Genomic DNA, 22,223 nt, shown 5'->3' with positions numbered 1-22,223 from the left:
CGGGGCGCTCAGCCCTGTCGGCCCTGGGCCTGCGCCTGGGCAGCACTGATCAGCGTGAAGTAAAAACAAGCGCCTTGCCCTGACTGGGCTTCCGCCCACACCCGGCCTTCGTGGCGCGAGATGATGTTCTTGACGCCCGCCAGCCCCACCCCCGTGCCCGGAAACTCCTTGGCACTGTGCAGGCGCTGGAACAAGCCGAACAGCTTGTCGGCGTGCTGCATGTCAAAACCAGCCCCGTTGTCCTTCACGTAGAACACGGCTGGATTGGTGGCGGGCATCACCCCCACTTCAATGCACGGATGCTCTACCTTGGCGCTGTACTTCAAGGCGTTGCCCATGAGGTTGTCCAGCACGCGCCGCACCAGCGTGGGATCGGCCTCGGCCACCATGCCCTCGGCCACTTTGAAATCCGCACGCCGGCTGGCCTGCCCGGTCACCAGGCCCTCGTCACGGTCCAGGTCAGACAAATCCTTGACGACCTCCTTGGCCAGCACACTGAGGTCAATGCGTTCACGCGCCACGGGTTCGCGGGCCAGCTGGGCCTGCGCCAGGATGGCGTCAATCATGCCGTTCATGCGGCTGGAGGCTGCCAGCACACGGTCCAGGTGGTCGTTGCCCACACGGTCCAGCACCTTGCCGTAGTCCTCCTTGAGGATGCGCGTGAAGCCGTCGACCACGCGCAAGGGCGCCCGCAGGTCGTGCGACAAGGCGTAGCGCAGAACTTCCTGGTCGGACTCGCTCATGGCGGGCACCCGGTCAGCGCAGGGCGGGAGCGCGGCCTGATCGGCTTCATTCACCGCCTCAACAGCCGGAGCCAGGGGTTCAAGCGGCGGAATCTCGGCGACTGGCGCCGGCAACCAAACCAAGGCCGTTGCCCACACCACACACCACAACAACAGGAACAGGCTATGGGCCCAGACCGGTGCGCCCAGCAGCACCATCGCGACAAGCGTCAACAAACCCACCGCGCCCCACCCCATCAAAAGGACTCGAGACTCGCGGCGGAAGGATTTCTGGCTTGAAAAAGAATGATGACCCGGCATTCAAATCATTGTAAGAAGGACCGCAAGGGGTTTCTTCTGCTGGTTGACCATTTCACTGTGCCTGTAAAGTCCGTGATTAGTTAACGATTAGACACAGTATGCCCCTGCGGTCTCCAGGCAAGGGGGCTGACTTACCCAAGGATCGTCACGCGATATCCCCGAACAAGGAAATCATGCGCTTTACCTGGACCTTTATTCTCACCCTGAGTGCCTTGGTCATGACGACCGTGGCGGTCGTGGGTTGGGGTTTGAGCGGGCTTGGACTGGCTTTGGCTGGCTGGGCATCCGCTGGCATCGGCTATCTGGCCCGCCAGCGCCAGGAGCCCGCAGCCGACCAGCCGGGCACCACGCGCCCGCCCGAAGCCGCCATGGACGAGGAATTGCTGGCCAGAGTGTCGCCTGAAGACAACGCCGAGGCGCACCGCTGGTTGGCACTGAGCCAGGAAATCGTTGAGGCCGCCCATGGTGCCAATTCCCTGGCTCAAGCACTGCAGCGGGTTGGGCAAACCCTGCACCAGCACATGGGCTCCAAGGCCTGGGTCTGCCTGCGGGTGGACGGCTGGAATGGCGAATCAGCCTTATTGCGCCCGTGGGTCAACGCCGACAGCGACGCCGGCGACATCATCGACGTCACGGCCATTGCCACCACCCACCGCGACGAACGCCCCTTGGGGCAGGCGCTGACCTCCCTGAGGCCCAGCTCGGCCCAGGGTGCCAGTGAGCTGCCGGCCTTGTCCAGTTGCCCCTGGCGCTCGCCCCAGACGCACAAAGTGCTTGCCGTGCCCGTTTCGGTCGAAGGCTGGCCCCTGGCGCTGTTGGAGTTTGACGACCCCCAGCAGGACTGCGTGGGCCTGTCTCACGTGCTGGACATCGCTGCCATCCAGCTGGGTTTTGTCGCCCAGCGCGATGCCAACCTGGCCCACATGGCCACCAGCGCCGAGCACCTGGGTCGCCTGGCCCTGGTCGCCTCGCGCATCAGCAGCGGCGTGGCCATCACCGACCGCCACGGCACCATCGAGTGGATCAACAGCGCCTTCGTCGCCCTCACCGGCTGGCCCGAGGACAAGGTCCTGGGCCGCAAGCTGGGCGATTTGCTGGAGCAAGAGGTCAGCGCCCCCACCACCGTGCGCGAACTGGAAGACCATCTGGCCCGCGGCGTACCTTTCCGCCTGGCCTACGAGGCCGCCCGCCAAGGTGGTCAGCTCATCACCCGCTACTGGGGCGAAATCGACGCCATCCAGATGCTGGACGAGTCGGGCGGCCGCAGCCAGTACGTCTGCCTGTTCAACGACATCACCAAGCGCAAGGCCCAAGAACACGTGCGCGAACAGGAGCGCGAGTTCCTGGAGGCCCTTTTGGGCAACCTGCCCGTCAGCCTGTTCGTGCTTGATCCGGTCAACCTCAACGTGGTGGCCATCAACCGCTACACCGAGATCGAGTTCAAGCTGCAACGCGATCAGGTGGTCGGCAAATCGATCACGCAGGCGCTGGGCGAGTCGGTGCTGCACCTGACCGAAGGCCCGATGCAGCAGGCCCTGGAAACGGGCCAGACCATCGAGCACGACTTCCAGTGGCAAAACGCCTCGCAGCAGCGAATCGTCAATGCCCGCCATTTCGCGTTGCGCCACAGCAATGGCCGCCCCCGCCTGTTGATCTCGCTGGTGCGCGACATCACCGCCGCGCGGCAAGCCCAGGCCGATCTGGAAGAGTCCGAACGCCGCTTCCGTGAACTGGTCGAGTCCATGGACGATTGCGTCTACGTGGCCAGCGAGCACCGCGCCAGTTACCTCTACCTCAGCCACCGCACGCAAGACCTGTGGGGCGTGTCGGCCGAAGACATCCTGGCGCACCCCGACCGGCTCAAATCCCTGGTGGTGCCCGAAGACCGGCCCTTGTTGATCGAACAAGAGGCCATGGAAGACCAGGATCAGCCGACCGACGCCCTGCTGCGCCTGCAGCACCCTGAAAAAGGCCTGCGCTGGTTGCGCCACCGCACCCGTGCCCGCCGCCTGCCCGATGGCCAGTCGCGCATCTACGGCCTGGTGTCGGACGTGACCGACGAGCATGGCCAAGCGCTGGAGCTGCAACGCGCCCGCGACATGGCCGAGGCCGCCAGCCAGGCCAAGAGCCAGTTCATGGCCAACATGAGTCACGAAATACGCACCCCCATGAACGGCATCCTCGGCATGACCGAGCTGCTGCTGGGCACCCCGCTGAGCGACAAGCAGCGCCGTTTCGCGCAGGCCGTTTACCGCTCGGGCGAAAGCCTGCTGGAAATCATCAACGACATCCTGGACTTCGCCAAGATCGAGGCAGGCCGCCTGGAGCTGGCCACCTGCGACTTCGTGCTGCGCACCTTGGTGGAAGACACCTTGGAGCTGATGGCGCCCCGCGCCCACGAGAAGGGCCTTGAGCTGAGCTTCCGCGAACAACCCGGCCTGCCCTCCGTCATCCATGGCGATCCGCTGCGCTTGCGCCAGATCCTGACCAACCTGGTGGCCAACGCCATCAAGTTCACCGAACACGGCGAGATCGTCGTCGACATCCGCCGGGCCATTGGCGGCGGGGTCGAGCTGCCCAAACCCGGCAGCATCGAAACCATGGAGCTGGAGTTCATGGTGCGTGACACCGGCATCGGCATCCCGTCCGAGGTGGTGCCCCGCCTGTTCAGCGCCTTCGTGCAAGCGAATGGCGGCATGGCGCGGCGCTACGGCGGCACGGGCCTGGGCCTGGCCATTTCCAAGCAATTGGTCGAGCTGATGGGTGGCCAGATCGAGGTGCACAGCGCACCAGGCGTCGGCTCCGAGTTCCTGTTCCGCGTGCCCGTCTGCGTTGGCACCACGCAGGCCGACATGGCCATGCTGGAAGAGCCCGACATGCCCTCCTACAACGTGCTGGTGGTGGATGACAACGACACCAACCGCACCGTGATCGAGAACATGCTGACCGCCTGGGGCATGAACGTGGTGCAAGCCATCGATGGCCGCGAAGCCCTGAATGTGCTGATGGCCCACCCCACGCAAGATGCGCCTTTCGACCTGGCCCTGGTCGACATGAACATGCCCAACCTGGATGGCATGGGCCTGGCCGAGGCCGTGCGCACCAGCGGCCGCTACCCCAAGCTGAAAATGATCTTGTTGTCGTCGGTGTCATCACCCGATGACGTGCGCCGCGCCCAGGATGTGGGCTTCCAGCGTTTCGTGGCCAAGCCCTTGCGCAAGGCCGAATTGCGCCAGGCCATCCTGGGCATTTCCGCAGACCGCGGCGATGCGAACCAGGAAGCCACCCGCATCAACAAGGCCGTGCTGGTCATCGAGGACAACACCGTCAACCAGGAAGTCTGCTCTCAGATGCTCAAGCGCCTGGGTTGCGAGGTGCGTGTCGCAAGTTCAGCCCTGGAAGGCCTGCGCCGCCTGGGCGAGCAGCGCTTCGATCTGATCCTGATGGACATCCAGATGCCCGGCATGGACGGCGTCGAGGCCCTGGGCTGGTTCCGCCGGGGATCCAATAACCGCTTCTCGTTTATCACACCGTCGGACACCCCGGTGATTGCCGTCACGGCCAATGCGCTGGAGGGCGACGAAGAACGCTTCCTGGGCCTGGGTTTTGACGACTACCTGTCCAAGCCCTTCCGCCAGAGCCAGCTGCACAAGGTGCTGGTGGAACATACCCACATCGACCCCATTGACCTGCCCGAGGCACCCATCACGGTGCCCACACCACTGCACGATGATCTGGCCGGCCCGGCCGCGCCAGAGGATCTGCATGGCACCACCGATGAGTCCCTCAATGCGGGCTGGGCAGACGTCCTTGACCGCCAAGCCTTGCAGCGCCTGCAAGACCTGGACCCCAAGGGCGAGAACAAATTGATCGAGCGAGTGTCAAAAGCTTTTGAAAATTCTGTCGGGCGGATGCTGCCGCAGCTCGAAGATGCCACCAAAGTCGGCGATCATGCAGGTATTGCGCATGTGGCGCACACTCTCAAATCATCGTCAGCCAGCATCGGTGCGCTCAAGTTGTCGCAGATGTGTGCCGAAATTGAAGCCATGATCAGGCGTCCTACAGGTGAAGATCTGACTAATCGCATCAGTGCCATTCGGCCCGAGGTGGAGCGGGTGATCGCAAGCTTGCGCCTCTTGCTGGAGGCCCAACTGTGAATCGGCTCACCTCCGTCGGGACCGATGATTCCGCCGAGCAGCCCAAAGTGCTGCTGGTGGATGACGACGAAGTCAACCTGCTGTTGACTTCCATCGCCCTGCGCGAGCGTGGTTTTTCGATCACCGAGGCCAGCTCTGGCGAGCAAGCCCTTCAGATCATCAGCGAATGGTTGCCCGACGTGGTGGTGCTGGACGCCGTCATGCCCGGGCTGGATGGTTTTTCCACCTGCCAGGAACTGCGGCACCTGCCCGGCTACGAATCCGTGCCCGTGCTGATGCTGACGGGCCTGGACGACGAGGCCTCGATCACACGCGCCTATGAAGTGGGCGCCACCGATTTTTTCATCAAGTGCACGCAGTGGAGCCTGCTGGCCGGGCGCCTGCGTTACCTGCTGCGCGCCTCGCGCACCCGGCATGAGCTGGAGCGCAGCAAGGCCACGCTGGCACGCGCTCAGGATCTGGCCCGCATGGGCAGCTTCGATTGGCGCCAGGGCGTGACCGACATTGTCTTCTCGATGGAGGGCATGCGCGTGTTCGGTCTGGGCGGCCGTGACCGCCTGGGGCTCAAACGCATCCTGCGCATGATTGCGCCCGAAGAGCGCCAAGGCTTCCAGCGCATCCTGCGCGAAGTGCTGGACCACGGCACCGTGCTGTGCAACGACATCCAGGTCAACCTGCACGATGGCCGCCAGCGCATCCTGCACATCGAGGCCGAACCCGAGTTCAATGAAGTGGCCGCCCTGATCGGCTACACCGGCATCGTCCAGGACGTGACCGACCGGCGCGTGGCCGAGGACAAGATCAAGCACCTGGCCAACTTCGACACGCTCACCGGCCTGCCCAACCGCCGGCAGATCTTCTGGCGCAGCGAGCGCGCCATCGAGCATGCCAAGCGCCTGAACCACCACGTGGCACTGTTGCAGATTGGCGTGGACCGCTTCAAGATCATCAACGAGAACCTGGGCCACCACGCCGGCGACGAACTTCTGATCGAAGTCTCGCGCCGCCTGCGCTCGTGTGTGCGCCATTCCGAGCAGGTCATGGAAGGCAACATGGAGATGACCGGCATGCGCGGTCATCGCACCCTGGAGGCCGTGGGCCGACTGGGCGCTGACGAATTCGTCGTGCTGCTGCCCGAGATCGCCAACGAAGCCGAAGCCATGGAAACCGCCAACTGCATCCTGCAGGCCCTGCGCGACCCCATGATGGCTGCTGGCCAGGAATGCTTCATCACCGCCAGCATCGGCATCGCCCTGTTCCCGGCCCATGGCCTGAGGGTGGCCGACCTGCTGCGCAACGCCGACGTGGCCATGGACCTGGCCAAGAGCCAGGGCCGCAACAACGCCATGGTCTATGACCTGCAATTGGCCAGCAAGGGCCGCGTGCGCCTTGACCTGGACACCGCCTTGCACAAGGCCCTGGAGCGCGACGAACTGGTGCTGTACTACCAGCCCAAGATCGACGTGCGCACCAGCAAGATGGTCGGCGCCGAGGCGCTGATGCGCTGGGTGCGCGACGGCAAGATCATCCCCCCCATCGATTTCATCCCGCTGGCCGAGGCCACAGGCCTGATCAACGCAATGAGCCTGTGGGCCATCACCCAAGCCGCACGGCAGGCCAAGATCTGGCAAAAGCAGTTCGGCTTCGATGCCTCCATCGCGGTCAACCTGCCCAGCCGCCTGTTCGAGCTGCCCGACCTGGTCGACAAGATCCAGGCCATCCTGGAACAGGAAGGCGTGCCGCCCCATTTCATCGAGCTGGAGATCACTGAAACCGGCCTGATGAAAGACCTGCAAGGCGTGGTGCCCTCGCTGCACCGCCTGAACCAGATGGGCATCGAGATCTCGATCGATGACTTCGGCACCGGCTATTCGTCGCTGGCCTACCTGACCACGCTGCCGATCAGTGAACTGAAAATCGACCGGTCGTTCGTGCACGACCTGGGCACCACGCCGCAGAGTTCGGCTGTGGTCTCGGCCATCATCGCGCTGGCACGTGCCCTGGGCCTGCGTGTGATTGCCGAAGGTGTTGAAGAGGCCTCTCAAATGGAGGTGCTCTACAACCTGGGCTGCCACATCTGCCAAGGCTATCTCTTCGCGCGGCCGATGCCGGCGGCCGACGTGGACACGTGGCTGACCAACACCGAGGCCGACCAAAGCCTGCCACGCGTTTCACTGCTCACCGGTGAGATGGGCAGTTCGGCCGTCAGCAGTACCCCCGTCTAGTCACAGAGGAATCGATCATGGGCAGTTCATCGGGAAGTGGCGCTGCAGAGCAGGCCCCCGCGCAACTCGCCAAGGCTGCCCTGCGCCAACTGGCCGAGAAAAGGCTGGAGCCCACACCAGAAAATTTCCGCAAGGCCTACGAGGCCGAGCAAGGCGCAAGCTCCCAAGCGACCGAGCCCGCGCCGCTCGATGTGGCCCCGGCCATGACCCCAGCCGCCGATGGCGAGCGGTGGTCGCAACTGATTGGCCGCATCGTGCGAGGCGCCGAGCGCGGTGGTCGCCAATGGACCGCAGGCCGCAAGAAAGACAGCCTGCAGCGCGTGCTGGAAGGCAGCAGGAATTCCGCCGACCGCCTGCACCAAAGGCTGACCCAGTTGGTGGGCAGTTGGGACAGCGACACGGTGGACGATGGCCTGCTCGAAGTGATGGAAACCGCCGATGGCAGTGCCGCCGCCGGCGCGCCCGAGTCTCCCCCTGCGCCACCATTGGCCGCATCGACGGCCCCCGTCAACCAAGCCACGGCCGCGGCGCCCGCCCAGACCGGCGCCTGGCCCGCACTGGCCGAACACGCCCTGTCGCAAACGCAGGGCGCCTTGGTCACGGCACTGCCCGACAGTCTGGGCCAAGCCCTTGAAGCCAAAACCGCGCTGCAAAGCGCCCTGGCCCAGGCCCGCCAGCCCGGTTTGGCTCAGCTTGACGTGGACGCCACGCGTGAGCAAATCACCCAGGCCTGCGATCAAGCCCGGCGCATCATCGAACACCGCTACCACCTGGTCGAGCAACTCAACGACCTGTGCCACACCCTGACCGAGAGCCTGGTCGAACTGGCCGAGGACGACTCCTGGGTGCAGGGCCAATGCCAAGCCATGCAGTTCCAGTTGGATGAAGGCCTGCACAGCCGAGGTGTCAAGCACATGCAGGATCTGCTGGAAAGCACCCGGCAACGACAAAAGCAGCTCAAACAGGAGCGTGACTCCGCACGCCAGTCGCTCAAGCAGTTCATCCAGCAGATGCTGCAAGAGATCGCTGCCCTGGGGAGCACCACCGACCGCTTCCAGCAAAGCCTGGGGCGCTATGCCGAGACCATTGGCCAGGCCGATTCGCTGGAAAGCCTGGCCGGCGTGGTGCGCGACATGGTCGATGAAAGCCGCGAAGTGCATGGCCTGGTCAACCAGGCACAGACCCGCATGCAGGCCGAGCACGAGCGCGCCACCGAACTGACCGACCGCGTGCGTTCACTGGAAGATGAGATCCGCCGCTTGTCCGACGAAGTGTCCACCGACCCGCTCACCCAGATCGCCAACCGGCGCGGCCTGGCCAAGTCGTTCGAGACCGAACGTGCGCGCATGCAACGCAGTGGCGGCGTCCTGGCGATCGGCCTGCTTGACGTCGACAATTTCAAGAAGCTCAACGACCAGATGGGGCACCACACGGGTGACCTCGCCTTGCAGTTTTTATCGCGCCGCGTGAGCGAATGCCTGCGCCCCAGCGATTCGCTGGCCCGCTATGGCGGCGAAGAATTCGTGGTGCTGCTGCCCGACACGCCCGTGGACGAAGCCCAGCAGGTGCTGACCCGCCTGCAGCGCACCCTGAGTGCCGAGTTCTTCACGCAAGACGAGAAGAATGTGTTCATCACTTTCTCAGCCGGCGTCACGCAGTACCGCACCGACGAGGCCATCGAGGCCGCGCTCGACCGCGCTGACGTGGCCCTGTACGAGGCCAAGCAAACGGGCAAAAACCGCACCTGCGTGGGCTGATACGGCGTTCAGTCCGATCGCAGCAGTTGCTGCAAAACGCCCGGCAACTGGTCGGGCAAATCGTCGGCGATGAGCCCGGCGCCAAACGCCCTCGCCGCCTCGCCATGCAGCCACACGGCGGCAGCGGCCGCGTTGAGCGCGCCCATGCCTTGCGCCAGAAGCCCGGTGATCAAGCCTGCCAGCACGTCGCCCGACCCGGCCGTGGCCAGCGTTGATGGCGCATTGGTGTTGACCAGGGCCACCCCATCCAGCGCCGCGATCACCGTGTCCGCCCCCTTGAGCACCACCACGGCGCCACAGCGCTGTGCCGCCCAGCGCGCCCGGCTGAGCTTGTCAGGCGAGGGCAAGGCCTTGGCCTGGGGAAACAAGCGCGCAAACTCCCCTTCATGCGGGGTCAACACCACCGGCCCGCGCGCCGCCTTGATGAGCGTGAACAGGGCGTCGGGGTCGCTTTCGAAAGCCGACAGCGCATCGGCGTCCAGTACCACCGGGCGACCACTCGCCAAGGCCGCTTCCACCAGTGGCCGCACGCCCCTGGCCAAGCCACCCGCGGCACCCGGGCCCAGTAGCACCGCACTGATGCGGGCATCGCCCAGGACCTGGCGCAAGCTCGCAGCCTGCTCCACGGCGTCGGCGCCGCCCAGGGTGCGGACCATGATGCTGTTCAATGCGGCCGCGTAGACGGCCCAGGCCGATTCAGGCACGGCCACCGTGGTCAAGCCCGCGCCCACTCGGGCCGCCGCCCGCGCTGACAAACGTGAAGCGCCTGTCATCACACCGCCCCCGTAGACCAGGGCATGACCGCGCTGGTACTTGTGGTGATCGGCCGTCAGCGCGGGCCAGTCGGGGCGCCAATGGTCCGGCGTGTTCTCAAATGTGGTGGGCTTGACGAACTCGCCCACGTCGGCCCTCAAGCCAATGTCGGCCACCACCACCTCGCCGCACAAAGCCCGGCCAGGCAGGATGACATGGGCAGGTTTCTTGCGAAAGAAAGTCACGGTCAACGCGGCCTTCACGGCACCGGCGCTTTCGCCGGTGTCGCCGAAGACGCCACTGGGCACATCCACGGCCACCATCGGTAGACCAGCGTGCGCCACCGCCTGCAGTGTGCGCGCCGCCATGCCGCCCAATGGCCGGCTCAAGCCCGAGCCAAACAGGGCATCGACCACCAGCCCAGCACCCTCAAGCGCCTCGGGACGCACCGGCACGCACGAGGCCGGATCCCAATGACGCGCCTGGATCAAGGCATCGCCTTTGAAAGCCGACCATTCGCCCAGCAAGGCCACGAGCACAGGCCAGCCGGCCTCACTCAAACACCGGGCGATGACCAGGCCATCGCCGCCGTTGTTGCCCGGCCCGCACAGCACCACGACCGGCCGGGTGGTCCACCGGGCCAGGATCGCATCGGCCACTGCCCGCCCGGCCCGCTCCATCAGCACCTGGCCAGAAACACCCGCCTGCATCGTCAAGCCCTCGGCCTGCACCATCTCTGCCACGGTCAAAAGCGCTGTTCGTTCCATGCTTTGCACCACCTTCTCCAAACGATCATCAGAGTCTGCACTACCTGGTTCTGGTGGCGGGAAAAGTCGAGCAGCTTTTCACGCTCATGCACGCGGTGTGCAACACAAAGTGCTTGGCCCTCTTGCACCAAGCGGGGCATTTGGTACACACTGCAATGGCGGTCAACGATGGGATTTTCATCAACCGCATGGCACACCGGGTAACGGTGGCTTCATGGGTGCATGGCTTGCTTCACCGCAAGCTGACAGGGTGGATCTGTCAGCATCACGCCGTTGGTAGACGGCTCCCCTGATCATTGGGGGACACGACCCGCCAGGACCACCCCGGCAGGTAAGACGACCCGATCGTGGTCATCGACTCAGAAGCCCGGCGTTTTTTGAACGGCCGGGCTTTTGCTTTGGGGCCAATGCCGCCGACAATCCTCGCTTGCCCCCCGATTCCAGCCAAGGCGCCTTGCATGCCCACCCCGCACGAACAATTCTTCAGCCTGGTTCATGAGCACCTGAACCAGCAGACGCTGGTCAAACTGGTGCTGGGCAATTACGTTGGCCCGGTCATGGACCTGGTCCGCGTTCAGGTGCGGCCCATTGTCATCAAGGGTCAGGCGTGCCTGTCTTTTGTACACCGCCACCAGACCAAGGACATCATCAAGAACCTGCCCGTGGACGAAGGTTTCGCGGCATTGCAAGGCATGGTGGGCCAGGATTTTCGCAACGCCCATTTGCTGACCCCGACCGAGGAAATCCAGTTGGCCATCAGCAAAAAGGGCAAGGCCACCTTGCGCTTTGGCAAGGCCGACCACCCGGAACCCACCAGCCAGGAGCACAACCGCCAGAAAGAACGCCTGCTGGCACTGGAGCGCCCCTTCTTGACCGCCTTGGGCGTGACCGACGCCAAACAGGCCTTGATCCCGGCCATGTCACGCAAGTGGAAGCAGATCAACAAGTTCATCGAGGTGTTCAGTCGCGCGCTGGCCTCGTCACAGCTGGCCCAGGCCCGGAACATCCATGTGGTGGACTTTGGCTCGGGCAAGGGCTACCTGACCTTCGCCATCCACGATTACCTGCAAAACAGCCTGGGGCTGGATGCGCAAGTGACGGGCGTGGATTTGAAGCAGGACATGGTGGAGTTGGGCAACAAGGCCGCCAGCAAGCTGGGCCTGCAAGGCCTTCGCTTTGACCATGGCGATGTGCGCAATTACCAGGCTGGCACCGTCAATGTGATGATCGCCTTGCACGCCTGCGACATCGCCACCGATTACGCCATCCACATGGGCATCCGCACCGGGGCCGACATCATCATGTGCTCGCCTTGCTGCCACAAGCAGATCCGGCCGCAATTGCTGAGCCCCCATCCGCTTCGCCCCATCTTGCAACACGGTGTGCACCTGGGCCAGGAAGCGGAAATGCTGACCGATGGTCTGCGGGCTTTGCTGTTGGAAGCCTGTGGCTACGACACCCAGGTGTTTGAATTTGTCTCGTTGGAGCACACCAACAAGAACAAGATGATCCTGGCGACCAAGCGAGCTTCAGGCGATCCGGACAAGGCCGCTGAAACTTTGGTGCAGATTCAGGACATCAAAAACTTCTACCAAATCCAGGACCACTGCCTGGAAGGTTTGCTGAAGGCTGAGGGACGATTGCCCTCAGCCTCTGCTCTCAAGACTGCTCATCCTGCGTAGCCCGCTTGGCCAAGGCGGCCCCACCACGCAAACCCAGCGCGGTGAAAACCGCCACCACGGCCACGGTGGCCACGATGCCCAGCCACTGGGGGGCGCCCACGGCGGTCAACGGTGTTTCAACCAGACCCACACCCACGGGCAAACCGACCAGGAAACCGGCAATCACGCCCAGCTTCTCGTAGCCCAGGCCCTTGCGGTCGGCCTCTGCGTCATGACCAGACCCGGGTACGACGTCGTACTTCAGACTATGTTGCGCCATGATTCACCCCATTTGTTGCGATGCAGCAATCCTACATGAATATGCCGCGTTATAGATGTAAACCCTTAGTAACAGTGCGCCAATGGGCCACAACCACCTTGCCACCGGGGGTAATTCGTTGTTTTTCGGACGCTGCCGCTTCAAGTCCACTGCGTTTTCTGGCTGGCCATCCAACGGTGCAAATTGACTTTGCGGCCACTTTGCAGGTCGCTGGCCTCCACGATCTTGCTGATTTTCAGGACACACTCGCGACCCAGGGCATCGCACCACACGGTCAGGCGCCGCAGGTCGGTGTGCAAGGTGATGACCCGCATGGTGGATCGCTGCAACATGCCGTTGTCGTCGATGTACATCACTTTCCAGTAGAAAGGACCTGGGTCGGGCTGATGGGGCGCCGGGCCACTGGGTTTGAACAAAGCACGGCCCAGACCGTCCATCAGGGCAAACATGCCCATCGCTGCCATAGGGTTTGAAGTCAGCCTCATCGCACTCTCCTGCACACGTCTTGGTGATGCAGGAATCGTAGCCAGCGGCCGGCCACTTGAAACCCCCACAAAGAGCGACTGGGCCATGCCAAGTTAGGGGGGGCATGGCGGGCGGTGTCAGTCCCTGATGCCCAGGCTTCGCCAGCTGGCAACCTCGCGCTCGGCAGCGTCCTCCGGCCCCAGGCTGGGAGAGTCGCACCAGATGTCGGCGGCCAACTGCTCGGCCTCATCAGGGCTCAGGCTGGGCCGGAAGGCACGCAGCTCGGCAGAGCAGCGGTCAATCCAGGCGTCACGCTCGTCATCATCATTCATGGTGATACATCGTGTGAGCACTCGCGCAGTGCTGGTCGTGTCCAGTCTAGCCCGAGGTGCAGCATCCGTGCCAAGAATCTACCCAGGCGTGGGCTTCAAGCACAATCGTTGCGCACAGCGTGCTCAAGGAGATTGAATTGGATTGGAGTCAAGAGCTGGTTGCCAGCCTGGTGTGGTTGGCCCAGGCGTTCGCGCTCACCAGCGTAGGGTTCGTGGCCGTGGGATTTGTCGTCACGCGCAGCACCCGCTGGGGGCGCCAATTCCTGCGCCTGGGCTGGCCCTACCTGACGCCCCGGCGCAGTTGGAAACCCACCCTCACTGTGGCCCTGATCCTTTTCCTGGCGATGTTCTCGGTGCGCATGAATGTGCTGTTCTCGCTTTGGTACAACGGTTTTTACAGCGCCTTGCAAGCCTTGGATCAAAAGGCTTTCTGGTTCTTCCTGGGCATCTTCAGCATCCTGGCCACGGTGCATGTGCTCCGGGTGCTGCTCAACGCCTATGTCAGCCAGGTCTTCGACATCGACTGGCGCACCTGGCTGAACGAGCGGCTGACCAAGGACTGGCTGGAGGGCGACGCCTATTACCGGGGCCACTTCCTGAGCGAGCCGGTGGACAACCCAGACCAACGCATTCAGCAGGACATCACCACCTTTGTCACCTCATCGCGCAAGCTGTCGATCGGCACGGCCGATGCGGTCGTGTCGCTGGTGGCCTTCACGGGCATGCTGTGGGGCTTGTCGGGCGCCCTGGCCATCATGGGGGTGGAGGTGCCCCGCGCCATGGTATTCCTGGTGTACATCTATGTGATCGTGGTCACCGTGGTGGCCTTCAAGCTGGGCCGTCCGCTGATCAGCCTGAACTTCCTGAACGAACGCCTGAGCGCCAACTTCCGGTACGCCCTCATGCGCTTGCGCGAGAACGCCGAGAACATCGCCTTCTACCAAGGCGAACACGTGGAACGCACCACCCTCATGAATCGCTTTGCCGCGGTCATCGCCAATGTGTGGGCGCTGTTGTTCAGAAGCCTGAAGTTCGATGGTTTCAACCTCGCCGCCAACCAGTTGGCCGTGGTGTTCCCCTTCATCTTGCAGGCGCCTCGGTTCTTCAGCGGGGCCATCAAGCTGGGCGATGTGATGCAAACCTCGCAGGCCTTTGGGCAGGTGCAGGATGCGCTGTCTTTCTTTCGCATGTCGTACGACGAGTTCGCGCAATACCGCGCCGCCCTCGACCGGCTGACCGGCTTCATGGACGCCAACCAGCAGGCGCGCGCCCTGCCCAGCATCCAGGTCAACGGCCGTGATGATGCCTTGGTGATGAAGGGTGTGGGCGTGTCGCGACCCGATGGCCGCCCCTTGGTGCAGGGCCTGAACCTCACACTGCACGCTGGCGAGAGCATGCTGATCAAGGGTGCGTCGGGCAGCGGCAAAACCACGCTACTGCGCACCCTGGCGGGGCTTTGGCCCCATGCCCAAGGCCAGGTCGACCGGCCGCTGGGCCCCCACGCCTTGTTTTTGTCGCAACGCCCTTACCTGCCACTGGGCAATTTGCGCAGCGCCCTGATTTACCCATCGTTGCTGCTTGAAGACGCCTTGATCAAGGACGCCCTCATCAAGGTGCACCTGGGCCATTTGCAAGCCCACCTGGACGAACCGGCCGACTGGTCCAGCATCCTGTCGCTGGGCGAGCAGCAGCGCCTGGCGTTTGCCCGCGTGCTGTTGAACCAGCCGCGCATCGCCTTCCTGGATGAGGCCACCTCGGCCACCGACGAAGGCCTGGAGCACGCGCTGTACACCTTGCTGCGCAACGAGCTGCCGCACTGCATGCTGGTGAGCGTGGGCCACCGCAGCACGCTGGACGCGTTTCACTCTCACCGGCTGGCCTTGACCCCTGGCGGCCAATGGGCCTTCACCACGGCCTGACTGCGGGTGGCGGTGTAGGATCATGGGCCAGCTTTGACCTGCCCTTGGCGGTCTGTCCTCCATCCTAGATTTGTTGCCACCATGTCCATCCAAGACCGCCTCAACACCTTGGGCATCACGCTGCCCCCCGTGGCCGTGCCAGCCGCCTCTTACCTGCCCTTCACGCGCACGGGCAATCTGGTGTTCTTGTCGGGGCACATCGCCAAGAAGGATGGGCAAGTGTGGGTGGGCCAGCTGGGCAAAACGATGACCACCGCCGAAGGCCAGGAGGCCGCGCGCGCGGTGGCCATCGACCTGATGGGCACGCTGCAGGTCGCCGCTGGCGGCCTGGACAAGGTGGTGCGCATCGTCAAGGTCATGAGCCTGGTCAACAGCACCCCTGATTTCACCGAGCACCACCTGGTCACCAATGGCTGCTCCGAACTGATCGCCCAGGTGTTTGGCGAGCCTGGCCGGCATGCGCGCAGCGCTTTTGGCGTGGCGCAAATCCCGCTGGGCGCTTGCGTCGAAATCGAACTCATCGCCGAAGTGGCTTGACCGATGGATTCGCGCCTTCACCGTTCGCCCGCCACATCGCCCCGCAAGGTGCTCGCCTTGGTCGCACTGGCCAGTTTGGCGGCCGTGGGCTTTGCCCTGTTTGCCCAATACAAGTTGGACATGCAGCCCTGCCCTTGGTGCATCTTGCAGCGCGTGCAATTCTTGCTGATTGCCATCCTGGCCGGGCTGGGCGCCTTGATCGGCGGCCGTGTGATCACCGTGCTGTCGTCATTGCTCATCGTGGCGACCTCGGCATCCGGTGCCGCCTCAGCTTGGTACCAGCACTTCGTGGCTGCCAAAACCTCGTCGTGCAACCTGACCTTGGCCGACCGCATCGTCTCCAGCCTGCACCTGGACACCGCCTTGCCTGCGGCCTTTGAGGTGCGCGCCTCGTGCGCCGATGCCGCCACCAAGCTGGTCGGCGTGCCTTTCGAATTCTGGAGCCTGGCGCTGTTCGTGGTGTTGGGCCTGGCAGGCCTGTGGTGCGCCCTGCGCGCACGCGGCTGAAACCTGCGCCCTTCGTTGGCATGAGCATCCATGGGGCGCCCTCGCCAACGCTGGCGGCCCTGCTTGATTTCCCGGCTGCCCAAGGCGGCCGCCAGCGGCTCGCGTTTGGCCCGGCGATGACCTGGCTGGTGGCCACCGAACTGGCCCAGGTGCGCTCTGTCATCGACACGGCACACGAGCAGGCTCGCCAAGGCCGTTGGTGCCTGGGCTGGGTGGCCTATGAGGCCGCCCCCGCGTTTGACGATCACCTGCCCGTTTGTGCGCCCCAACCAGGCCAAGCGTTGGCCATGTTCGCCGTGTTCGACCAGGCCCTGGCCTGGCCCTCGGCGGCCCAGCAAAGCGCCTGGCAAACCGCACCGTGGCAATCCGCCTTGAGCCCCCACGCTTTCACGGCCCAGGTAGAGGCCATCCATGAGTTGATACGCGCGGGCGAGGTCTACCAGATCAACCTGACCACGCCACTGCGAAGCCGGCTGGAGCCCCAAACCCCCGAAACCGCACTGCAGTACTTCCACGCCCTGCACCGCAGCCAACCCGATGGCTACGCGGTTTACCTGGACGCCACCGCGCAACCCGCCGCCGCGGGCCTCAGCCATGTGCTGAGCGTGTCGCCCGAGTTGTTCTTCCACTGGCAAGGCGACCAGATCACCACCCGCCCCATGAAGGGCACGGCAGCGCGTGGCACCACGCCCGATGAAGACGTGGCCGCCGCCCGGCACCTGCAGACCAGCGACAAGGAGCGGGCCGAGAACCTGATGATCGTCGACCTGCTGCGCAACGACCTGTCGCGCATTGCGCAGGTGGGCTCGGTGCAGGTGCCATCGCTGTTCGATGTGCAGGCTTTGCCCACCGTCTGGCAGATGACCTCGACCGTGCAGGCACGCACGCGCGAAGGCCTGCGGCTGTCCGATGTGTTCGCGGCGCTTTTTCCTTGCGGCTCGATCACCGGGGCGCCCAAGCGGCGTGCCATGCACCACATTGCCGCCCTGGAAGGCGCGCCACGGGGGGTGTATTGCGGCGCCGTGGGCCTGATGGCACCGGGCGGCGAGGTGACCTTCAACGTGCCCATCCGCACCGTGGTCTTGCAGCCAAGCACGCACGCTGGCTGGGATGCCCGTTGTGGCATTGGCAGCGGCATCACCCTGGACGCCACGGTTGAGGCCGAGGCCAAGGAGTGGCGGCACAAGCAGGCCTTTCTGAAACGGGCCGCCCAACCTTTCGAAGTGCTGGAATCGCTGAGGCTGGAAGATGGCCACATACCCCGGCTGGACGCGCACCTTCAGCGCATGGCGCGGGCGGCCAGGCACTTTGGTTTTCCCTGGGATGCTTCAGCGGTTCGTGATGCCTTGATGCAGCATGCCCAGTCGCCAACCCAGGGCATCCACAAGATCCGTCTGCTGCTGGACGCCCAGGGCCAGGCGACATTCGAATCCAGCCCACTGGCTCTCAGCCAGTTGCCCATCCGGGTGGCCTTGGCCCGCCAAGCCATGCCAGTGGCCGACGAGTTCATCGCCCACAAGACCACCCAACGAACGGCCTATGCGCCCTTCAACCCACCGCCCGGCTGCTTCGACACCCTGCTGTGGAACGGCCAAGGCGAGCTCACCGAATTCACCATCGGCAATGTGGCCGTGAAGCTGGGAGGCGAGTGGTTCACGCCGCCCTTGTCGGCCGGGCTGCTGCCTGGCGTGATGCGTGAAACCTTGCTGGCCGAAGGCCGCTTGCGCGAGCGCACCATCACCGTGGACGAGCTTCGGCACGCCGAGGGCATCGCTTTGATCAACAGCGTTCGCGGCTGGATGGACGCCGAATTGCTGCCCACCGAACAACCTGCCGGAGATTGAAAATGCGCTTTCTGCACACCATGCTGCGGGTCACCAACCTGCAACGATCGATTGATTTTTACACCCAGGTGCTTGGCATGACCTTGCTGCGCACCACCGACCGGCCCGAGCAGCAATACAGCCTGTCGTTCCTGGCTTTTGGCGGCGGCAATCCCGGACAGGCCGAGCTGGAGCTGACCTACAACTACGGTGTCGATCAATACGAGATGGGCACGGCCTATGGCCACATCGCCATTGGCGTCGATGACATCGTGGCCACCTGCCAGGCGGTGCGCGACAAGGCCGTGGCCCTGGGTGGTGCCATCACGCGCGAGCCGGGACCCGTCAAGGGCGGCAACACGGTGATCGCCTTCATCACCGATCCGGATGGCTACAAGATTGAGTTGATCGAGCGTGCCATCACGGACTGATCGGTTACTCGGGGCGTTGCGCCGCGATCTGCGGCGTGCTCACCACCACATCGGCGCATTGCGCCCGGTGCATCAGCACATGGTCGATCAGCACCAGCGCCAGCATGGCCTCGGCGATGGGCGTGGCACGGATGCCCACGCAAGGGTCATGACGGCCAAAGGTTTCAACTGTGGCGGGCTGGCCCTCCAGGTCAATGGACTGGCGCGGCACGCGGATTGAGCTGGTGGGCTTGATGGCGATCGACACGCGCAGATCTTGCCCGGTCGAGATACCGCCCAAGACGCCGCCCGCGTGGTTCGAGCCAAAACCTTCTGGCGTCAGTTCGTCGCCATGCTCGCTGCCCTTTTGGGCGACCACGCCAAAGCCGTCGCCAATTTCAACCCCCTTGACGGCGTTGATGCCCATCATGGCGTAGGCAATGTCGGCGTCCAGCTTGTCGAACAAAGGCGCACCCAGGCCCACCGGCACCTTGGTGGCCTCGACCGTCAGGCGCGCACCGCAGGAGTCACCCTCCTTGCGCAGGGCGTCCATGTAGTCTTCCAGCGCCTGGATCTGGCTGGTGTTGGGCGCGAAGAAGGGGTTTTGGTGCACGTGCTCCCAGCCCTCGAAGGCGATGGGCACGTTGCCAAGTTGGGTCATGCAGCCACGGAACTCGGTGCCGTATTGCTCGCGCAGCCACTTCTTGGCCACGGCGCCGGCCGCCACCATGGGTGCGGTCAGGCGGGCCGAGGAACGGCCACCGCCACGCGGGTCGCGCAGGCCGTATTTGTGCCAATAGGTGTAGTCGGCATGCCCGGGGCGGAAGGTCTGCAGGATGTTGCCGTAGTCCTTGCTGCGCTGGTCTGTGTTGCGAATCAGCAGGGCGATGGGTGCCCCGGTGGTCTTGCCTTCGTAGACGCCACTGAGGATTTCGACCGCGTCTGGCTCATTGCGCTGGGTGACATGGCGGGACGTGCCCGGACGGCGGCGGTCCAGTTCGGGCTGGATGTCGCCTTCGGACAAGGTCATGCCGGGGGGACAGCCATCAATCACGCAGCCGATGGCCGGGCCATGCGACTCGCCGAAATTGGTGACGGAAAACAGAAGTCCGAGGGTGCTGCCAGCCATTGCGCGAACCAGGTAATTGCGAAAAACGCGAGACCGCCATTGTCCCCCATGACGACAACGCCCGGACAAAGCCGGGCGTTTTGGGTGGAAGCAAGCCGCTTTAAAGCAGGGCTTGACGCTCGCCGGCTTCTTCTTCCACAGGCCAGTCGCGGATGTAGGCCTTGAGCATGCGATTTTCAAAGTCTTGGCTGTCAACCACGGCCTTGGCCACGTCGTAGAACGACATCACGCCCATGAGGGTTTTTTGCGTCATGACCGGCATGTAGCGTGCGTGGCGGCTGAGCATCATGCGGCGCACTTCGTCGATCTCGGTGTCGGGGGTGCAGGTCAGGGGGTGGTCGTCCATCACCGAGCGCACGCGGGTGTCGCCAATGACACCGCCATTGCGCACCACGGCCTGGATCACCTCTCGGAAGGTCAGCATGCCCACCACGTCGCCGTGGTCCATCACGACCAGGGAGCCAATGTCGAACTGGGCCATGGTGTTGACCGCCTCGGACAGGGGCTGTTCAGGTTGCACGGTGTAAAGGGTGCTGCCTTTGACTCGCAGGATGTCGCTGACTTTCATGGTCGGTCTCCTCTTGTTCAGGGGTTGCACAGTGCGTCTGACGCCGTTGCCTCATATTGCCGCAATATGAGGCAAACGCCAATGGGTGATCAGGCTCAAACGCGCGCAAATTCAAGGCTTTTGAAGCGCAAGCCGTGCAGGAATGCCCATCCAGATCGCCACTGGCTGGGGTTCACCCTGACTTGCGCCACACAATATTAGTTCAGGGATTGTCGCAGGGTCAGCTCGTCCAATTTGGCAGCCGCCCAGAATCCATCCGTGAAACCATCGGGCTTGAGCAAAAGGCGCCCGACCAGTGGCGCCATGACCGTCTGGTCAGGATCACACAGCAGCACAAAACGGCCCCCACCTTCTGCATCGGGCTCATCCAGGCGCGCCACCCAATCCAATTCCACCAAGGTTTCCAGAATGGGCTCGATCTGCAGCGGATCGGTGCGCAGCAAGGCTGCCAAAGCCTCGGCCGAGTGGCCCTTTGGCTGTTCGTGCTGCACCGCGGCCAAAGCCTTGAGCAAGGCCAGGCTGAGCTGGAATCGGTGCCCCGGCGTGTCAGGCCAACGCTTGACCCGCGACAACAGGCTGGGTGTGTAGGCCGCGATCACCGCCCCCATCAGCACGATCACCCAACTCAGGTAGATCCAAACCAGGAAAATGGGCACAGCCGCGAACGCGCCATAAATGGTCGAGTAGATCGGCACCTTGCTGAGGTACAGCGCCAACACCTTTTGACCCAACTCCAGGCTGCCCGACACGAACAGGGCCCCACCCCAGGCGTGCTCCCATCGCACATGCGTGTTGGGCACGAAGCGGAACAGCGCGGCAAACCCACCGGTCTGCAGGCTGAACACAATCAATCCCAGAAAAAATTCGACGCCGCCCGGCAACTCGTCCACCAAGCCCCGGGAGGCCGACAGCAGGTACGAGGTGACCGACAAACTGGCCCCCAGCACCAACGGGCCCAGGGTGAGTGCCGACCAGTACACCAGCACCTTTTGCGCCACAGGCCGGGGCGTGCGCACACGCCAGATCGCGTTGAGGGTGCGGTCGATGGTCAGCATCAGGGCCAAGGCGGTCACGGCCAGGGCGATCAGCCCCATGCCGCCCAACTGGCTGGCCTTGAGCGCGAACTTGGTCAGCGACAGCAGCACGGGCTTGGCGATGGCATCGGGCACGAAGCCCTGGATGAACTGCAGCTCCAGTGTCTTGCGAAAGCGAGCGAACACAGGGAAGGCGCTGAACAAGGCCAGCATCACGGTGAACAGCGGCACCAACGCGATCGTGGTGGTGAAGGTCAGGCTGCCCGCGGTCACGCCCAGGCGGTCCTCCCGAAAGCGCTGACGCAGGGTCACCAGGGTCTCGGCCCAGGGCCACTGCTTCAATGCCAGGATCAGGGCCGACCAACTCTGGTGCGCCGCCTTCCACACAGTCAATTTCGAAATCATCTGGCTATGATGCCAGCCATGCCCGATACCTTTGATCCCTTGCCCGTCATTCCCCTGGGCCAGCACCCGGCCTCGCGCCTGCGCACGATCAACCTCGTGCGCTGGATCGCTTTTGGTTCGCTGGTTGGCCTGATCGTGTTGGGCCTGTTGTGGGAGCTGCAACTCGCCCCGCTGAAAGGCGGCACGGGCATGCTGGCGCTCAAGGTGCTGCCTCTGGTCTTCGGGCTCACGGGCCTGGTCAAACACCGCATGTACACCTTCCGTTGGCTGTCCCTGCTGGTCTGGCTGTATTTCACCGAGGGCGCCATGAGGGCCACCAGTGACACCGGTCTCAGTCAGGCTCTGGCGGGCATCGAGGTGGCCTTGAGCCTGAGCCTGTTCACCGCCTGCGCGGTCTATGTGCGACTGCGCCTCAAGGCCGGCAAGGCCGACCCTGTCAAAACCGCTTGAT

Annotated in this window: 18 protein-coding genes; 10 read left to right on the top strand and 8 right to left on the bottom strand. The window is 63.9% G+C overall.

Features of this window, described 5'->3' with window-relative positions; genetic code table 11:
- Positions 1–8: 8 nt before the first annotated feature.
- The gene (locus tag LQ232_RS05340; RefSeq protein WP_230179323.1) at positions 9–980 is read right to left on the bottom strand and encodes an ATP-binding protein; all 972 of its coding nucleotides are present in this window, start codon (positions 978–980) and stop codon (positions 9–11) included.
- A gap of 236 nt (positions 981–1,216) precedes the next feature.
- Between LQ232_RS05340 and LQ232_RS05335 the strand changes: the two genes are divergently transcribed.
- From LQ232_RS05335 to LQ232_RS05325, 3 genes are read left to right on the top strand one after another with little or no spacing between them, the layout of a single operon-like run.
- Positions 1,217–5,200 (top strand): response regulator, encoded by a 3,984-nt coding sequence (locus LQ232_RS05335; protein ID WP_230179322.1) that lies wholly within the window; start codon positions 1,217–1,219, stop codon positions 5,198–5,200.
- Complete coding sequence (locus LQ232_RS05330; RefSeq protein ID WP_230179321.1) at positions 5,197–7,425, top strand: EAL domain-containing protein; 2,229 nt, start codon at positions 5,197–5,199, stop codon at positions 7,423–7,425. Before LQ232_RS05335 ends, LQ232_RS05330 begins: the two co-directional genes overlap by 4 nt.
- Positions 7,426–7,442: 17 nt before the next feature.
- Complete coding sequence (locus tag LQ232_RS05325) at positions 7,443–9,182, top strand: diguanylate cyclase (protein WP_230179320.1); 1,740 nt, start codon at positions 7,443–7,445, stop codon at positions 9,180–9,182.
- 8 nt (positions 9,183–9,190) lie between these two features.
- Here LQ232_RS05325 and LQ232_RS05320 read toward each other — a convergent pair whose 3' ends face one another.
- Complete coding sequence (locus tag LQ232_RS05320) at positions 9,191–10,702, bottom strand: NAD(P)H-hydrate dehydratase (RefSeq protein WP_230179319.1); 1,512 nt, start codon at positions 10,700–10,702, stop codon at positions 9,191–9,193.
- 458 nt (positions 10,703–11,160) lie between these two features.
- Here LQ232_RS05320 and LQ232_RS05315 point away from each other — a divergent pair, with 458 nt between their 5' ends.
- Positions 11,161–12,384, top strand: coding sequence for an SAM-dependent methyltransferase (locus LQ232_RS05315; RefSeq protein WP_230179318.1), 1,224 nt, complete (start codon positions 11,161–11,163; stop codon positions 12,382–12,384).
- Here LQ232_RS05315 and LQ232_RS05310 read toward each other — a convergent pair.
- The 3 genes from LQ232_RS05310 to LQ232_RS05300 form a co-directional block, all read right to left on the bottom strand.
- On the bottom strand, positions 12,362–12,643 hold the full coding sequence (locus LQ232_RS05310; RefSeq protein WP_230179317.1) for a hypothetical protein: 282 nt from the start codon (positions 12,641–12,643) through the stop codon (positions 12,362–12,364). The genes LQ232_RS05315 and LQ232_RS05310 overlap by 23 nt on opposite strands.
- Before the next feature lie 140 nt (positions 12,644–12,783).
- Positions 12,784–13,128 (bottom strand): hypothetical protein, encoded by a 345-nt coding sequence (locus tag LQ232_RS05305; protein WP_230179316.1) that lies wholly within the window; start codon positions 13,126–13,128, stop codon positions 12,784–12,786.
- Between the two features lie 117 nt (positions 13,129–13,245).
- Positions 13,246–13,440, bottom strand: coding sequence for a hypothetical protein (locus tag LQ232_RS05300; protein WP_230179315.1), 195 nt, complete (start codon positions 13,438–13,440; stop codon positions 13,246–13,248).
- Positions 13,441–13,571: 131 nt separating this feature from the next.
- On the opposite strand from LQ232_RS05300, the gene LQ232_RS05295 reads away from it, so the two are divergent.
- The 5 genes from LQ232_RS05295 (at position 13,572) to gloA (ending at position 18,657) form a co-directional block, all read left to right on the top strand.
- Complete coding sequence (locus LQ232_RS05295; RefSeq protein ID WP_230179741.1) at positions 13,572–15,359, top strand: ABC transporter ATP-binding protein/permease; 1,788 nt, start codon at positions 13,572–13,574, stop codon at positions 15,357–15,359.
- Between the two features lie 81 nt (positions 15,360–15,440).
- Positions 15,441–15,896 carry a RidA family protein gene (locus tag LQ232_RS05290; protein ID WP_230179314.1) on the top strand — a complete coding sequence of 152 codons (456 nt, stop codon included), beginning with the start codon at positions 15,441–15,443 and terminating at the stop codon, positions 15,894–15,896.
- Between the two features lie 3 nt (positions 15,897–15,899).
- On the top strand, positions 15,900–16,403 hold the full coding sequence (locus LQ232_RS05285; RefSeq protein ID WP_230179313.1) for a disulfide bond formation protein B: 504 nt from the start codon (positions 15,900–15,902) through the stop codon (positions 16,401–16,403).
- 20 nt (positions 16,404–16,423) lie between these two features.
- Positions 16,424–18,247, top strand: a complete 1,824-nt coding sequence (locus tag LQ232_RS05280) for a chorismate-binding protein (protein ID WP_230179312.1) — start codon at positions 16,424–16,426, stop codon at positions 18,245–18,247.
- 2 nt (positions 18,248–18,249) lie between these two features.
- Complete coding sequence (gloA, locus tag LQ232_RS05275; RefSeq protein ID WP_230179311.1) at positions 18,250–18,657, top strand: lactoylglutathione lyase; 408 nt, start codon at positions 18,250–18,252, stop codon at positions 18,655–18,657.
- Between the two features lie 4 nt (positions 18,658–18,661).
- On the opposite strand, the gene aroC is transcribed toward gloA, so the two are convergent.
- From aroC to LQ232_RS05260, 3 genes are all read right to left on the bottom strand, one after another.
- Positions 18,662–19,765: a chorismate synthase gene (gene aroC, locus LQ232_RS05270; protein ID WP_230179310.1), complete on the bottom strand. Its 1,104-nt coding sequence runs from the start codon at positions 19,763–19,765 to the stop codon at positions 18,662–18,664.
- Between the two features lie 100 nt (positions 19,766–19,865).
- Positions 19,866–20,333 (bottom strand): CBS domain-containing protein, encoded by a 468-nt coding sequence (locus LQ232_RS05265; RefSeq protein ID WP_230179309.1) that lies wholly within the window; start codon positions 20,331–20,333, stop codon positions 19,866–19,868.
- A gap of 197 nt (positions 20,334–20,530) precedes the next feature.
- Positions 20,531–21,772: a YihY family inner membrane protein gene (locus tag LQ232_RS05260; protein ID WP_230179308.1), complete on the bottom strand. Its 1,242-nt coding sequence runs from the start codon at positions 21,770–21,772 to the stop codon at positions 20,531–20,533.
- Positions 21,773–21,790: 18 nt separating this feature from the next.
- Here LQ232_RS05260 and LQ232_RS05255 point away from each other — a divergent pair, with 18 nt between their 5' ends.
- Entirely contained in the window at positions 21,791–22,222 is a 432-nt protein-coding gene (locus LQ232_RS05255; RefSeq protein ID WP_230179307.1) for a DUF2069 domain-containing protein, read from the top strand.
- Position 22,223 lies beyond the last annotated feature (1 nt).

It is taken from the genome of Aquabacterium sp. CECT 9606, assembly GCF_918741295.1.
Taxonomy (GTDB): Bacteria; Pseudomonadota; Gammaproteobacteria; order Burkholderiales; family Burkholderiaceae_C; genus Aquabacterium.
Note: the sequence above shows the minus strand (reverse complement) of the source record. Positions and strands in the feature narration are given on the sequence as shown.

Coding starts and splice junctions, on each gene's coding strand:
- LQ232_RS05340 (WP_230179323.1), bottom strand. CDS start 980: ATGGGGTGGGGCGCGGTGGGTTTGTTGACGCTTGTCGCGATGGTGCTG.
- LQ232_RS05335 (WP_230179322.1), top strand. CDS start 1,217: ATGCGCTTTACCTGGACCTTTATTCTCACCCTGAGTGCCTTGGTCATG.
- LQ232_RS05325 (WP_230179320.1), top strand. CDS start 7,443: ATGGGCAGTTCATCGGGAAGTGGCGCTGCAGAGCAGGCCCCCGCGCAA.
- LQ232_RS05320 (WP_230179319.1), bottom strand. CDS start 10,702: ATGGAACGAACAGCGCTTTTGACCGTGGCAGAGATGGTGCAGGCCGAG.
- LQ232_RS05315 (WP_230179318.1), top strand. CDS start 11,161: ATGCCCACCCCGCACGAACAATTCTTCAGCCTGGTTCATGAGCACCTG.
- LQ232_RS05310 (WP_230179317.1), bottom strand. CDS start 12,643: ATGGCGCAACATAGTCTGAAGTACGACGTCGTACCCGGGTCTGGTCAT.
- LQ232_RS05305 (WP_230179316.1), bottom strand. CDS start 13,128: ATGAGGCTGACTTCAAACCCTATGGCAGCGATGGGCATGTTTGCCCTG.
- LQ232_RS05300 (WP_230179315.1), bottom strand. CDS start 13,440: ATGAATGATGATGACGAGCGTGACGCCTGGATTGACCGCTGCTCTGCC.
- LQ232_RS05290 (WP_230179314.1), top strand. CDS start 15,441: ATGTCCATCCAAGACCGCCTCAACACCTTGGGCATCACGCTGCCCCCC.
- LQ232_RS05285 (WP_230179313.1), top strand. CDS start 15,900: ATGGATTCGCGCCTTCACCGTTCGCCCGCCACATCGCCCCGCAAGGTG.
- LQ232_RS05280 (WP_230179312.1), top strand. CDS start 16,424: ATGAGCATCCATGGGGCGCCCTCGCCAACGCTGGCGGCCCTGCTTGAT.
- gloA (WP_230179311.1), top strand. CDS start 18,250: ATGCGCTTTCTGCACACCATGCTGCGGGTCACCAACCTGCAACGATCG.
- aroC (WP_230179310.1), bottom strand. CDS start 19,765: ATGGCTGGCAGCACCCTCGGACTTCTGTTTTCCGTCACCAATTTCGGC.
- LQ232_RS05265 (WP_230179309.1), bottom strand. CDS start 20,333: ATGAAAGTCAGCGACATCCTGCGAGTCAAAGGCAGCACCCTTTACACC.
- LQ232_RS05260 (WP_230179308.1), bottom strand. CDS start 21,772: ATGATTTCGAAATTGACTGTGTGGAAGGCGGCGCACCAGAGTTGGTCG.
- LQ232_RS05255 (WP_230179307.1), top strand. CDS start 21,791: ATGCCCGATACCTTTGATCCCTTGCCCGTCATTCCCCTGGGCCAGCAC.